This is a genomic window from Stenotrophomonas sp. SAM-B (genome assembly GCF_013387485.1).
GTDB lineage: Bacteria > Pseudomonadota > Gammaproteobacteria > Xanthomonadales > Xanthomonadaceae > Stenotrophomonas > Stenotrophomonas maltophilia_AA.
In genome coordinates, this window is the sequence record NZ_JABBXB010000002.1 from 172,113 (window position 1) to 185,943 (window position 13,831).

13 protein-coding genes and 3 tRNA genes are annotated in these 13,831 nt (G+C 67.0%); 12 read left to right on the forward strand and 4 right to left on the reverse strand.

Annotation, left to right across the window (positions count from 1 at the left end; genetic code table 11):
* Window positions 1-39: 39 nt before the first annotated feature.
* The 10 genes from phaE (at window position 40) to HH110_RS05065 (ending at window position 11,312) form a co-directional block, all read left to right on the forward strand.
* Window positions 40-1,179 carry a class III poly(R)-hydroxyalkanoic acid synthase subunit PhaE gene (gene phaE / locus HH110_RS05020; protein ID WP_176988650.1) on the forward strand — a complete coding sequence of 380 codons (1,140 nt, stop codon included), beginning with the start codon at window positions 40-42 and terminating at the stop codon, window positions 1,177-1,179.
* Window positions 1,176-2,246 (forward strand): class III poly(R)-hydroxyalkanoic acid synthase subunit PhaC, encoded by a 1,071-nt coding sequence (locus tag HH110_RS05025; protein ID WP_176988651.1) that lies wholly within the window; start codon window positions 1,176-1,178, stop codon window positions 2,244-2,246. The genes phaE and HH110_RS05025 overlap by 4 nt, the downstream gene beginning before the upstream one ends.
* Window positions 2,243-2,614, forward strand: coding sequence for a YfeK family protein (locus tag HH110_RS05030; RefSeq protein ID WP_176988652.1), 372 nt, complete (start codon window positions 2,243-2,245; stop codon window positions 2,612-2,614). Before HH110_RS05025 ends, HH110_RS05030 begins: the two co-directional genes overlap by 4 nt.
* Before the next feature lie 47 nt (window positions 2,615-2,661).
* Window positions 2,662-2,865 (forward strand): PspC domain-containing protein, encoded by a 204-nt coding sequence (locus tag HH110_RS05035; protein ID WP_123729552.1) that lies wholly within the window; start codon window positions 2,662-2,664, stop codon window positions 2,863-2,865.
* Complete coding sequence (locus tag HH110_RS05040; RefSeq protein ID WP_176988653.1) at window positions 2,862-3,326, forward strand: hypothetical protein; 465 nt, start codon at window positions 2,862-2,864, stop codon at window positions 3,324-3,326. Before HH110_RS05035 ends, HH110_RS05040 begins: the two co-directional genes overlap by 4 nt.
* Before the next feature lie 134 nt (window positions 3,327-3,460).
* On the forward strand, window positions 3,461-3,676 hold the full coding sequence (locus tag HH110_RS05045) for a hypothetical protein (protein ID WP_176988654.1): 216 nt from the start codon (window positions 3,461-3,463) through the stop codon (window positions 3,674-3,676).
* 206 nt (window positions 3,677-3,882) lie between these two features.
* Window positions 3,883-6,258 (forward strand): Tex family protein, encoded by a 2,376-nt coding sequence (locus HH110_RS05050; RefSeq protein WP_176988655.1) that lies wholly within the window; start codon window positions 3,883-3,885, stop codon window positions 6,256-6,258.
* A 228-nt stretch (window positions 6,259-6,486) separates the two neighbouring features.
* Window positions 6,487-8,634 (forward strand): PAS domain-containing protein, encoded by a 2,148-nt coding sequence (locus HH110_RS05055; RefSeq protein ID WP_176989124.1) that lies wholly within the window; start codon window positions 6,487-6,489, stop codon window positions 8,632-8,634.
* A gap of 281 nt (window positions 8,635-8,915) precedes the next feature.
* Window positions 8,916-10,772, forward strand: coding sequence for a methyl-accepting chemotaxis protein (locus HH110_RS05060; RefSeq protein WP_241696416.1), 1,857 nt, complete (start codon window positions 8,916-8,918; stop codon window positions 10,770-10,772).
* 129 nt (window positions 10,773-10,901) lie between these two features.
* The gene (locus tag HH110_RS05065; protein WP_176988656.1) at window positions 10,902-11,312 is read left to right on the forward strand and encodes a DUF4189 domain-containing protein; all 411 of its coding nucleotides are present in this window, start codon (window positions 10,902-10,904) and stop codon (window positions 11,310-11,312) included.
* A 93-nt stretch (window positions 11,313-11,405) separates the two neighbouring features.
* Here HH110_RS05065 and HH110_RS05070 read toward each other — a convergent pair.
* Window positions 11,406-11,492 (reverse strand) — tRNA-Leu (locus HH110_RS05070).
* A gap of 124 nt (window positions 11,493-11,616) precedes the next feature.
* Between HH110_RS05070 and HH110_RS05075 the strand changes: the two genes are divergently transcribed.
* On the forward strand, window positions 11,617-11,997 hold the full coding sequence (locus tag HH110_RS05075) for a response regulator (protein ID WP_176988657.1): 381 nt from the start codon (window positions 11,617-11,619) through the stop codon (window positions 11,995-11,997).
* A gap of 9 nt (window positions 11,998-12,006) precedes the next feature.
* Here HH110_RS05075 and HH110_RS05080 read toward each other — a convergent pair whose 3' ends face one another.
* Window positions 12,007-12,963, reverse strand: coding sequence for an SOS response-associated peptidase family protein (locus HH110_RS05080; RefSeq protein ID WP_176988658.1), 957 nt, complete (start codon window positions 12,961-12,963; stop codon window positions 12,007-12,009).
* Between the two features lie 105 nt (window positions 12,964-13,068).
* Between HH110_RS05080 and HH110_RS05085 the strand changes: the two genes are divergently transcribed.
* Window positions 13,069-13,485 carry a GNAT family N-acetyltransferase gene (locus HH110_RS05085; protein ID WP_176988659.1) on the forward strand — a complete coding sequence of 139 codons (417 nt, stop codon included), beginning with the start codon at window positions 13,069-13,071 and terminating at the stop codon, window positions 13,483-13,485.
* A gap of 49 nt (window positions 13,486-13,534) precedes the next feature.
* On the opposite strand, the gene HH110_RS05090 is transcribed toward HH110_RS05085, so the two are convergent.
* Together HH110_RS05090 and HH110_RS05095 are read right to left on the reverse strand one after the other, a co-directional pair.
* A tRNA-Glu gene (locus HH110_RS05090) sits at window positions 13,535-13,610 on the reverse strand.
* Window positions 13,611-13,659: 49 nt separating this feature from the next.
* Window positions 13,660-13,735, reverse strand: a tRNA-Ala gene (locus HH110_RS05095).
* Window positions 13,736-13,831: the final 96 nt, after the last annotated feature.

Consider the following 13,831-nt stretch of genomic DNA (forward strand, 5'->3'; position numbering starts at 1 on the left):
GCCATTGCTATCATCGTTTCCCGAGACGGGAGGACGGTCATGACCACGGCGGGCAGCGGCAGCGGCGCAGGCGATGTAGAGGCCTTGGCGCGGCAGTATTTCAGTGCCTGGGGCGATGCCCTGCGGCACGCTGCGGCACCACCGGGCCATGCGGGTGGCCCCGAGGGCCAGGGCAACTGGCAGCAGGCGATCGACGGGTGGGCGCAGATGATGCCCAACGCCGCCAGCGGCCCGGCCGACGAGGCCGTGCATCGCTTCCGTGAGCAGGCCGGTGGCTGGTACGGCGCCATGCAGCAGGTGGCCGCGCAGTTCGCCGGTCGCGACACCACCAGCGCCGACGTCGCGCAGGCCTGGCGAAAAGCCGTGCTGGGGCAGGGCAACGGACTGCTGCAGTGGATGCTGCAGGGCGCACGCGGACACACGCATGCCGAGGGTCCGGACCTTCTTCAGTTGCTGGAGACCTTGCAGCGCCAGCTTGGGCCGTGGCTGCAGAGTCCCGCCTTCGGTCCCGGTCGCGAGCATCAGGCCCGCTGGCAGGCGCTGCTGCGCGCGCAGCAGGAGTATCAGGCGCACTCGCGCGATTACGTGGATCAGATCAAGCAGGCGCTGGACGATGCGTTCACCCTGTTCGAGCAGCGCCTGGCCGAGCACGAACAGCCGGGCAACCAGCTCACCAGTGCGCGGGCGATGTTCGATCTGTGGATCGACGCGGCCGAGGAAGCGTATGCCAAGGTTGCGCTGTCCGAGCCGTTCCAGACGGTCTATGCCTCGCTGGGCAACGCCCAGATGCGGCTGCGCGCGGCCACCCAGCAGGAAATCGAACGGCTGACCGAGAGCTTCGGGCTGCCGACGCGCACGGAGATGGATGCGGCGCATCGCCGGATCGCCGAGCTGGAGCGGTTGGTGCGGCGCATGGCCAGCGGCGCGGGTACGGCGGGGCCCAACACGGCAACAGCCGGCAAGGCAGCACCGAAGCAGGGCAAGGCACCTGCGGCAGCGCGTGCGGCTGCGGCACCTGCCGGTAAGGCCAAGGCGAGCAGGCCCGCGGTAACGCCAGCCGCCGCGAGCAAACGCGCAGGCAACGTTTCCACGCCGGCCAAGGGCACCAAGCCTGCCACCAAGCCTGCCACCAAGCCCACCACCAAGCCCACCACCAAGCCCCGGAAGCGCAGCGCATGAAAGGCCCCTTGGGCTTCAACGCCGAAGACCTGCTGCAGGAAACCCTCGCCATGCAGCGCAAGCTGATGGATGGCCTGAAGCTGCTGCCTTCGGTGGACGATGTCGATTACGGCGTGACCACCCGCGAAGAGATCTGGCGCGACGGCAAGGTCACGCTGTACCGCTTCGTCGGTACCGAGCCGCCGGTGCACCGCACGCCGCTGCTGATCGTCTATGCGCTGGTCAACCGGCCGTACATGGTCGACCTGCAGACCGACCGCTCGCTGGTGCAGAAACTGCTGGCGCTCGGCCACGATGTCTATGTGCTGGACTGGGGCTACCCGGACCGCTCCGAGCGCTACCAGACGCTGGAGGATTACCTGCTGCGCTTCGTGGATGGCGCGGTGGATCACCTGCAGGCGCACAATGGCGGTGAGCCGATCAACATGCTGGGCATCTGCCAGGGCGGCGTGTTCGCGCTGTGCTATGCCGCGCTGCGCCAGGCCAAGCTGGCGAACCTGATCACCATGGTCACCCCTGTCGATTTCCACACCCCGGACAACATGCTCTCGCACTGGGCGCGGCAGGTGGATGTGGACCTGCTGGTGGACACGCTGGGCAACATCCCGGCCGACCTGATGAATGCCAGTTACCTGATGCTCAAGCCGTTCCGCCTCAACGTACAGAAGTACGTGGGCCTGCTCGACATCCTCGACGACAAGGACGCGCTGGAAGATTTCCTGCGCATGGAGAAGTGGATTTTCGACTCGCCCGATCTCGCCGGCGAGGCGTTCCGTGACTTCATCAAGCAGTTCTACCAGGGCAATGGCCTGATGCACGACGGCGTCCGCATCGGAGAAGAAACGGTCGACCTCCAGCAGGTCACGTTGCCGGTACTGAACATCTATGCCGAGCAGGACCATCTGGTCCCGCCGGATGCGTCGCGCGCGCTGCGCGGCCGGATCGGCAGCACGGACTACACCGAGAGCAGTTTCCGCGGTGGCCATATCGGCATCTACGTTTCCGGGCGCGCGCAGCGCGAGGTTCCGGCGACCATCACCGGTTGGTTGAACGAGCGCGCGCAATGAACATTCGTCCCCTTCTCTGGCTGGCCTTGGGTCTGTCGGGCATTGGTACCGCCCAGGCCACCCCCAGCGAGGCCGCCCGCCGCGAGATCGCCGGCCTGATCGGCGCCCTGGATGGCTCCAACTGCCGCTTCCAGCGCAACGGCAGCTGGCACGATGCGCCCGAGGCGCGGGCCCACCTGCAGCGCAAGTACGACTACCTGCTCAAGAAGGACAAGGTGGACACCGCCGAGCAGTTCATCGAGCGGGCCGCCAGCCAGAGCAGCATGAGCGGCAAGCCGTACCGGATCGCCTGCCCGGGCCAGCCGGAGCAGACCGCCGCGGTCTGGTTCGGGGCGCGACTCAAGGCCCTGCGCCAACGCACCCCGTAGACACGGTTCGCGCTAGAGTCGGCACCTACCGGCTCGAGACCCCGTGCATGAACACACCGCCGCGCCCGCTGTCCCGTTCGCTCAACGACCGCATGATCGCCGGGGTGATGGGCGGCATCGCGCATCGCTACGGCTGGAACGTCACCCTGGTGCGGGTGCTGTTCGTGCTGATCTCGATCGGCTCGGCCGCCTTCCCGGGCATCCTGGTCTACCTGATCCTGTGGCTGTTGATCCCCAACGAGGCCGATTGAGCCTGTCGCCGCTGCTGCTGCGTGTCCTGCAGGGGGTGGGCGCGCTGTGGACGTCACCCAACACCCTGATCGGCCTGGCCGCCGGCACCGCCGGGATGCTGGCCGGTGCGCGGCCGTCGTGGAACGCGCGCGACTGCGCGATCGTGTTCCGCGAGTTTCCGTGGGGGCCGGGTGGGGCGATCACGCTGGGCAATGTCATCCTGCATACCGGACCGGTGCTGGACGTGCCGTGCCGTACCTACGCGCACCAAGCTGGCCACGCCAGCGAGCCGGTGATCGGCCTGCACGACCACGAGCGTGCGCATGTCTACCAGTATCTGGTGCTGGGGCCGTTGTATCTGCCGGTGTATCTGCTCTGCGGTGGCGTGAGCGCACGCAATCCGTTTGAACGGGCGGCCGATGTGTATGCGCTGCAGGGGCGAGGCTGGTGGCCCCGTTATTTCCGCGTTAAATCCATGTAAGAAAAATGTCGACAACGCGACGTCATCTGCATGCAAAAAAACGTTATTAGCCTGCATGACGAATCAGTCAGGTTTGCCGGGGTAAACTTGCATCGCTGTATGAGCAACAACGTTTTTCTGGAGGAATACATCACATGGCAATCGTTCTTTATGTCGGTGGTAGCAAGGATGGCGACAAGGGCCTCGTGCCCCATGGCTTCAGCAAGTCCCAGGCCGATACCGAGCTGGGCCCGGAGATCTACACCGAGCGGTTCATGGAGCTGCAGGGTGTGGGCAGGGTGCGGGTGATGGCGTTGGAGTCGATGCGCGACGACATCGTCCATCAGCGTGCTGCGGTGCATTACCGGTAAGCGAGCCACACCGTGGAGGCGCCCGGTTGTCGCGGGCGCCCGCGCCGGCATCCCAGCCCCGCGCAGGATGCCGGCGTGAACGCAGGACCCCTCGTGGGGTGACTGCCACGGGGCGACAGGTTCGGCCCGGCCTGTCAACGGCTTTCCCCCGCCGCCCGGCATCGCCAGAATGGGTTCTTTCCGCAAAGCGGCTCCGGCCGGAAGCAATGCCTGACATCAAGCTCGCGCAGCAGATCGCCCAGACCATCGCCGATGAGATCGGTGCCCAGACCGCCCAGGCCCTCGCTGCCATCGCCCTGTTGGACGAAGGCGCCAGCGTTCCGTTCATCGCCCGCTACCGCAAGGAAGTCACCGGCGGCCTGGACGATACCCAGCTGCGCAACCTCGAAACGCGCCTGACCTACCTGCGCGAGCTGGAGGACCGCCGCGCCGCGGTGCTGACCAGCATCGACGAACAAGGCAAGCTCAGCGACGAACTGCGCAACGACATCCTCGGCGCGGACACCAAGTCGCGCCTGGAAGATCTGTACCTGCCTTACAAGCCCAAGCGCCGCACCCGTGCGCAGATCGCGCGCGAAGCCGGCCTGGAGCCGCTCGCCGATGGGCTGCTGGCCGATCCCGGCCTGGACCCGCAGGTGTTCGGCGCGACCTTTGTTGATGGCGACAATGGCGTGGCCGACGTCAAGGCGGCCCTGGAGGGCGCCCGGGCGATCCTGATGGAGCGCTGGGGCGAAGATGCCGCGCTGGTCGGCGAACTGCGCACCTGGCTGGGCGAGAACGGCGTGATCCGGGCACGTGTCGCCGAGGGCAAGGAAGAACAGGGGGCCAAGTACCGCGATTACTTCGAGCATTCGGAGTCGCTGGCAAAGATTCCGTCGCACCGGCTGCTGGCGCTGTTCCGTGCGCGGCGCGAGGAAATCCTGTTCCTGGAGCTGGACCCGGGCAGCGATGCGGAGGCCGGCAATCTGTACGCCGAAGGCCGTGTCGCGCACAACGCCGGCATCCGCGACGCCGGCCGCCCCGGCGACCGCTGGTTGCTGGACGCCTGCCGACTGACCTGGCGCGCCAAGCTGCACATGCACCTGCTGCTGGACCTGTTCAACCAGGCCCGCGAGAAGGCCGAGGCCGAGGCGATCGCGGTGTTCGGCGACAACCTCAAGGACCTGCTGCTGTCCGCCCCGGCCGGCCCCAAGGCCGTGCTCGGCCTGGACCCGGGCATCCGTACCGGCTGCAAGATCGCGGTGGTAGACGCCACCGGCAAGCTGGTGGCCACCGACACCATCTACCCGCACGAACCGCGCCGCCAGTGGGACCAGTCGCTGCACGCGATCAAGCAGTTGTGCGTGCAGCACAACGTGGACCTGATCGCGATCGGCAACGGCACCGCCAGCCGCGAAACCGACAAGCTGGCCGGTGAGGTGATCAAGGCACTGGGTGATACGAAGGTGCAGAAGATCGTGGTCAGCGAAGCCGGTGCATCGGTGTACTCGGCCTCGGAGTTCGCGGCCAAGGAATTCCCGAACCTGGACGTGTCCATCCGTGGCGCGGTGTCGATCGCCCGCCGCCTGCAGGACCCGCTGGCCGAACTGGTCAAGATCGACCCGAAGGCGATCGGCGTGGGCCAGTACCAGCACGATGTGGACCAGTACCGGCTGGCGCGCGCGCTGGATGCGCGCGTGGAAGACTGCGTCAACGCGGTCGGCGTGCACGTCAATACCGCCTCGGCCGCGCTGCTCTCGCGCGTGTCGGGGCTGTCGTCCACCGTCGCCGAGAACATCGTGCGCCACCGCGACGACAACGGTCCGTTCAAACGCCGCAAGGACCTGCTCAAGGTGCCGCGCCTGGGCGAGAAGACCTTCGAGCAGTGCGCCGGCTTCCTGCGCATCGCTGATGGCGACCAGCCGCTGGATGCCTCCTCGGTGCACCCGGAAGCCTACCCGGTGGTGGAGCGCATCGTGGCCGCCACCGCACGCCCGATCAAGGCGCTGATCGGCGACGGCAGCTTCCTGCGTGGGCTCAAAGCCGAGCAGTTCACCGACGAAACCTTCGGTGTGCCGACGGTGCGCGACATCCTCAAGGAACTGGAAAAGCCCGGCCGCGATCCGCGCCCCGAGTTCAAGGCCGCGCGTTTCGCTGACGGGGTCGAAGAACTGAAGGACCTCAAGGTCGGGATGATCCTGGAGGGCGTGGTCAGCAACGTGGCCGCGTTCGGTGCCTTCGTGGACATCGGCGTCCACCAGGACGGCCTGATCCACATCTCCGCTTTGTCGGACACCTACGTCAAGGATCCACGCGACGTGGTCAAGGCCGGCGACATCGTCAAGGTGAAGGTGCTGGAGGTCGACGTGGCGCGCAAGCGCATCGCGCTGACCCGGCGCCTGGACGACACCCCGGCCCCGGCCAAGGCACCCGGCGAGCGCGATGCGCGCCCGGCCGGTGGCGGTCGCCGGGAGGGCGGGGCAGGCAACGGCCCGCGCAATGGCGGCCGTGGCACCCCCTCCGGGCCGCGCCCGGGCAGTGCCGCGCCGCCGGCCAACAATGCACTGGCCGACGCCTTCGCCCGGGCCAAGCGCGGCGGCTGAGCGCCTCCCGCTGCCTGCCAGGGGCCGCCTTCGGGCGGCCCTTGGCGTTTCTGGTCCCTGCCGATGGACGGAGGCACTTCTGGTTTCGCCCGGGTTTACGCACACTTCGCGTTCAATGCCCGTAGGGTAGGTGGACGGCGGGGAGCCCCGATGACAGACGACCAGGCAGGACCGGGCGACCGGGCGGGCCGCAGCGCCGATGACCGCGCTGGCGCCGCGCTGCGCGAGATGGCCGAACAGCGCCACCGGCTGGAAATGATCATCGAAGGCACCGCGGCGGGCACCTGGGACTGGGACATCCCCGGCAACCAGATGCGGGTCAACGAACGCTGGGCGGAGATCGTGGGCTACACCCGCGAGGAACTGGCGCCGATCACGCCGGACACCTTCTTCCGGCTGGTGCATCCCGACGACCTGGCCCAGTCCAACGCGTTGCTCGAGGAGCACCTGGCGGGCCGCTCGCCGCGTTACGACAGCCTGTGCCGGATGCGGCACAAGCAGGGCCACTGGATCTGGGTGCAGGACCGTGGCCGCGTCTACGAACGCGATGCACAGGGCCGGCCGCTGTGGATGGCCGGCGCGCATGCCGATGTCACCGAGCTGCAGGAGGCCCGGCAGGATGCGGCCAACATGCGCCAGCGGCTGCAGGCGGTGGTCGACGCCTCCGACGAGGTGGCGGTGATCGCCACCGACATCGACGGAGTGATCAATCTGTTCAACACCGGTGCGCAGAAACTGCTCGGCTACCGCCCCGATGAAGTGATCGGACGGGTCAACCCGGGCCTGTTCCATGACCCGGAGGAGATGCGCGCCTACCTGCAGCCCCAGATGGGGGCGGACGGACGCCTGCCGACCGTGTTCGAGGCGTTGAGCGCGCGGGCGGCGCAGGGCACCTGGTCGCATCAGTGGACGTTCCTGCGCAAGGACGGCGGGCGCCGCCAGGTGCGCCTGTCGATCAGTCCGTTGGACTGCGCCGGCGGCAACCGGATCGGCTACGTCGGCATGGCGGTCGACCTGACCCCGCTGCTGCAGGTCCGCGAACAGGCGTTCCTGGCCTCGGAAAAATTCGCCGGGGCATTCTCGTCGGCGGCGCTGGGCATGGCCCTGGTGTCGCTGGAAGGGCGCTGGCTGGACGTCAACGATTCGCTGTGCGGCATCCTCGGCTATACCCGTGCCGAACTGCTGCTGATCGATTTCCAGACGCTGACGCATCCGGACGACCTGCATACCGACCTCGCCCTGCTTGGCGATCTGCTGGCCGGCCGCCGCGAGCATTACCACATGGAGAAGCGCTACCTGGGCAAGGCGGGCAACCTGGTCTGGGGGCGGCTGTCGGTCTCGCTGGTCCGCACGGAAAATGGCGAGCCGCTGCATTTCGTCTCCCAGATCCAGGACGTGACCGCGCAACGGCTCAGCGGCCAGCAGCTGCGCGAATCCGAGCAGCGCACCCGGGTCACGCTGGATGCGGTGGCCGACATGGTGCTGACCCTGGACCTGCACGGCGGCATCCAGTACGCCAACGCAGCGGCTACCCGCGCGCTGGCGGGTGACGGCGCGGAGGCACTGGCCGGCAGCCAGCTGCAGGAGGTGATGGAGCTCACCACCGAGTACGCGCCGCGCTCGCCGTTGGACGTGGCGGTGCTGCTCGACCCGGACAGCAATGCGGTCGACCTGCATTCGGACCTGCTGCTGGCGGTGGGAACCCACCTGCTGCCGGTCGACCTGACCCGTGCCTGGCTGCGCGATGAGGACGGGCTGACCAGCGGCGCGGTCTGGGTGATCCGTGACGTCACCCAGCAACGCGCGCGCCAGCGCGAGGCCCGCCACCTGGCCGAGATCGACCCGTTGACCGAGCTGAGCAACCGGCGCGGCTTCGAGGCACACCTGCAGCAGGCCATCACCCGGGTCGCCCGGACCGGCCAGTCCGCATCGCTGATGTACATCGACCTGGACCACTTCAAGCCGGTCAACGACACCCATGGCCATCTCGCCGGTGATGCGGTGCTGTGGGCCGTGGCCAGCGTATTGCGGCACGGGGTGCGTGATTCGGACATCGTGGCGCGGCTGGGCGGCGATGAGTTCGCGGTGATCCTGGCCGGCTGTTCGCTCAAGCGTGCCCGCCGCATCGCCATCGACCTGCTCGAGGCGATGCGTGGGTTGTCCATCCCCTGGGACCAGCGCCGGCTGAGCGTGGGCGCGAGCATCGGCATCGCGCCCCTGTTCGGCGGCATGAGCGTGGATGACGCCGTGGCGGCGGCGGATGCGCAGTGTTACCGGGCCAAGGCGCTGGGGCGCGACAACGTGCAGGTGGAAGCCCAGGCCCTGGGCGCGATCGACCCGTTGGACGCGCTCGATGCCAGCGAAAGCGGCGAGTAGACCCCGGCCCAGCCTGCGCCACGGCGCGACGATGATGGCCCTAAAGCTTTCAGAAGACGCGCCGTTATATGACTCGCAGTTGCTGCCTGTCTGCTCACGTGGATACCTGGCCGTACACCTTCTTTAAATGGTTCATGTTCACCGGCCTGCCCGGTGTTTGCAGTCCATCGAAGCGACGTCATTCCCACTGACGATCTTCGTGAGTCCCAGCCAACGGAATACCGCCACCGGGCCACCGCCCGGCGCTGACCTATTCGCTAACCGGACACCGAGGTCTAAAGATGATTACTTCAGGCTTGCACACGCATGTGCCAGGTCGTGACAGCGACGCCGATGCAGGCTCGTTGTGGCGTTCGCTCACCGCATTGTTCGTTTCCCGTCGCGCCGCCCATGGCGCCGCGGCATCTGCCGCGCTGCAGCGGCAGGCCGAGCTGGAAGATCAGGTCAAGGCGCTGCACCGGGTGCAGGCGGTGATCGAGTTCCATCTCGACGGCACCATCGTGCACGCCAACGACAATTTCCTGCAGACACTGGGCTATACCCTGGAGGAAATCCAGGGCAAGCATCACGCCATGTTCGTCGATGCCGAATATGCGCAGAGCAGGGAATACCGGGACTTCTGGGCCAACCTGGGCCGCGGTGAGTTCGAGGCGGGCCAGTATCGGCGGCTTGGGAAGGGCGGCCGCGAAATCTGGATCCAGGCATCCTACAACCCGGTCTTCGACAGCCACGGGCGGCCCTACAAGGTGGTGAAGTTCGCCACCGACATCACCGCGCAGAAATTCCAGGCCGCCGATTTCGCCGGCCAGCTGGCGGCGATCAACAAATCGCAGGCCGTGATCGAGTTCGACCTAGAGGGCCGCATCCTGGCCGCCAACGAGAATTTCCTCGCCGCGATGGGATATGCACTGGACGAGGTGCGCGGGCAGCATCATGCGATGTTCGCAGAGCCCGACTATCGGCAGAGTGCGGAGTACCGTGCGTTCTGGGCCAAGCTCGGCCGCGGCGAGTACGATGCCGGCCAGTACAAACGGCTGGGCAAAGGCGGGCGCGAGGTCTGGATCCAGGCCTCGTACAACCCGATCTACGACATGAACGGACGCCCGTTCAAAGTCGTCAAGTACGCCACCGACATCACCGCGCAGGTGCGTGACACCCTGGCGCTGCAGCAGGCCGTCGCGCAGACGCGCGAGGTCGTCGCCGCGGCGCAGGCCGGCGACCTGACCGGCCATATCGTCACCGAAGACAAGTCCGGCCCGATCGCCGAGCTGTGCCAGGGCATCAATGCGCTGGTGGAGGCGATGGCCGGGATCATCGCCCAGATCAAGCTGGCCGCCGACACCATCGCGGTCGGTGCCAGCGAGATCGCCGAGGGCAACAGTGACCTGTCCGTGCGCACCGAGCAGCAGGCCGCCTCGCTGGAGGAAACCGCTGTTTCGATGAAGGGCCTGACCGCCACGGTGCGTCGCACCGCCGACAATGCCCGCCAGGCCAATCAACTGGCCGGCGGCGCGGTGGAAGTGGCCGCGCAGGGTGGACAGGTGGTGCATGAGGTGGTCTCGACCATGTCGCTGATCAACGATTCCTCGCGCCGCATCGTCGACATCATCGGGGTGATCGACGGCATCGCGTTCCAGACCAACATCCTGGCCCTCAACGCGGCGGTGGAGGCAGCCCGCGCGGGTGAGCATGGACGCGGTTTTGCCGTGGTCGCCTCGGAAATCCGCTCGCTGTCGCAGCGTTCGGCCGAGGCCGCCAAGGAGATCAAGCAGCTGATCGGCGACTCGGTCGAGAAGGTCGGGGCAGGCACGCGCCAGGTCGAGAGCGCGGGGCGCACCATGGACGAGATCGTGGTCAGCGTGAAGCGTGTCAGCGATCTCATGGCCGACATCAGCGCCGCGGCCCAGCAGCAGAGCGAAGGCATCGAGCAGATCAACCAGGTGGTCGAGCATATCGACGAGAGCACCCAGCAGAATGCCGCGCTGGTCGAAGAGGCCTCGGCGGCCGCACGCAGCATGGAAGAGCAGTCGACCCAGCTGCTGCAGACGGTGGCGGCGTTCCGGGTGACGGGGGCGGGCACGCACCGTTCGGTGCAGCTGAACCCTGCTACTGGCCAGCCCGCATTGCGCTTGGTCTGACCGCAGTGCGGGAAACTCTTACCGCGCGCCGCGGTGAATGGAGATGCACACGGCGTGCGGCTTTGGAGATGCTTGACCTTCCAAGGACAGGTCGGAGAATCACAAATGCGGATTGCACCACGGTTGAGGATGCTGCTGGTCATGGGGATGGCCCTGCCATGCACTGCGGGCGCGGCGTCGGCGGTGTTCTATGACGCCGACACCGGCGCCTACGGCTATTCGATGAACAAGCGCAGCGTCAGCGCAGCCATGCAGCAGGCACTGGGGTATTGCGTACAGCACTCACTGAACTGCAGCAATCAGGCCAGTACTTCGCTGGGCGGTTACTCGGCGTTGTACACGGGCACCGGTGCCGTGGGCATTGCCCTGTCCGCACAGGACGATGGCGCTGCTCAGCGCAAGGCTGAGACGATGTGCCGGCGAAAGGCGGGGGACTGCCGCCTGGCGTTGCTCTGGCGCGAGGAGCCGGAGGTGCCGCCCGTGCCGCCCGTACCACCGATCCCCGCACATCCACTGCCAGCGTTCGAACCGGTGGAGTAGCGATCGCGGCGCTGCCGATTCACGAAGACAGGGTTGCCGCTTTGTAATGAAAAACGCCCCGGATCCGTCGATCCGGGGCGTTCTGGTTTTCCATGGTGCCGAAGGTGGGACTCGAACCCACACGCTTTTAAGGGCGGCGGATTTTGAGTCCGCTGCGTCTACCGATTCCGCCACTTCGGCTGGCTGGCCGCGTAGTGTATACAAGATGTCGACATTTGTGCAGACCTGAATGCTTAAGTTCCTGTCAGGGTTTCACCTACGCAGGACGCTATACTCATCGCGCTGAACCATACAGGGAGTCGTCATGAGCGCGCTGCAGGATCTTCGGGTGCTGGTGGTCGAGAACGACGAAATGAGTGCGGCCCTGCTGCAGATGCAGCTGGCGCAGTCCGGCGCCGTGGTGGTGGGACTGGCGGCCTCGGTCGCCGAGGCGCTGCGCCTGCTCGCCGAAACCCAGCCACAGGTGGTCCTGCTGGATTATCGCCTGGCCAACAACGAGACCAGCGAAGCGGTGGCCGCTGCCCTGGCGGCGCGCCAGATTCCCTTCGTGCTGGCCACCGGCATGGCAACCGAGCATCTGCCCGAGGCTTTCCGATCGGGTGTCATCCTGACCAAGCCGTACCTGACGGCCGACCTGAACGCCGCGCTGGAGCGCGCCCGGGTGGGCGACTCCGTCGCCGGCTGAGCGGCGACCTCACGCTGCTTCGGCGTGTGCCAGGGCGACCGGTTCGCGGTCGTCCAGGATCCGGTACAGCGCCGCCAGATCCTGCGGGTCCGGATTCAGCCACGCATCCAGATGTTCGCGCCGGATCGGCACGATGCAGCGGTCGTGGCCGGTCCGCGCCACATCGGCAGGCGGATCGTCGGTGATCGCGGCGAACGACAGCAGGCGACCTTCCGGTCCTTCCCACTCCGACCACAGGCATGCGATCAGCAGATCGCGCGGCGGCTGCGGGCTGAACTCCAGGACGACGTTCTCGGCTTTCTCGCCGGGTGAGAGCGGGCGCTGCTCCAGTGCGTGCCGCGGTACGTGCTCGTAGAACGACTGCACCACCACCACGCCATGCCGATGGCCGAACGCGGATTTCCAGTACGCCTCCAGGCTGTCCCGGCGTGCGTTGTACGTACCGGGATACAGCGCGTCGTTGCGCGCGGGCTTGTCCGGCAGCCGGCACTGATACCGCATCGGTTTGATCACGCGCTGTCCGTGCTCGGACACGATCACCGGCGCGTAGACCCCCGGGAAAATGCGGCTGTCGCGCGGCACCAGGCCCGCGCGCTGCAGATCGGAAAGGCGCGTCTGCGCGCGCTCGATGCGGTTGCCGGCCACGCGCACCTCGGTGCGCGCCTTCTGCGTGGGGCGCGTAGCCAGTTGTTCCTCCGCCGCTTTCAAGCGCGCACCCTGCAGGCGCACTTCCTCATCCAGTGCCTGCATTTCCTCGGCATGCCATTGCTGGATCCGCGCCACGATCTCCTGGCCCTGCGCGGTGCGGGCGCCGGCAAAGCCATCGTCCATCGCCTTGGGGGTCTTCGGGCGCTGCTTGCCGGCATCGTGGGCATAGAGCTGGGCGAACTCGTCCAGCGACATCATGGCGCCGTACTCACGGACCAGCTTGGTGTAGTCGGCGCGGATCTGGGCGGAATAGCACATGGTGGGAGAGCAGGGTGGGCAGGGGGACAGAATAGGCCCATGGGTCGCACATCCTGCGAATCCGTTCGGGCATGCTGAGCGCACATTCAGTGCTGGATCCGCGTCATGTCGCTGCCCGTCGGTGTTCACTGCATTCCGTTACCGCCCAGCGTGGAGGAGTACCGCGCGCTGCGGGTGCTGGCCGGCCTGAGCCCGAAAACGGCCGAGGCGGCGGCGCGTGGCCTGCCAAATACGGTGTTCGGCGTGAGCCTGCGCGAAGGCGACCGGCTGCTGGCCATGGGCCGGATCATCGGCGACGGTGGCTGCTTCCTGCAGGTGGTGGATATCGCGGTGGTACCGGACCGCCAGGGGCAGGGCCTGGGCAAGGCCGTGATGCAGCAGCTGGATGGCTGGCTGCGCGCGAATGCCGTCGGTGCCTACGTGAGCCTGATCGCCGATGGGGAGGCGCATCGGCTGTATGCGCAGTTCGGCTTCGCCTTGACCGCACCGCGCTCGGTGGGCATGGCGAAGGTGGTGGCGTAGGCCCATAAACAAACAGCCCCGACCGAAGTCAGGGCTGTTTGTCTGAAGCTGGCGTCCCCACGGGGATTCGAACCCCGGTCGCCACCGTGAAAGGGTGATGTCCTAGGCCTCTAGACGATGGGGACGCGTTAAACCGAATTTTGGCTTCTATCGGACGGCCTGTGTCCGGAGAAGTGGTGGAGCCAGGCGGGATCGAACCGCCGACCTCCTGCATGCCATGCAGGCGCTCTCCCAGCTGAGCTATGGCCCCACAGTTGTGCTGCGAGCCGCCTATCATAGCGGCGCTTTTGCCGAATGGGAAGGGGGGGTGTCAAACAAAAAGCCCCGACCGAAGTCAGGGCTGTTT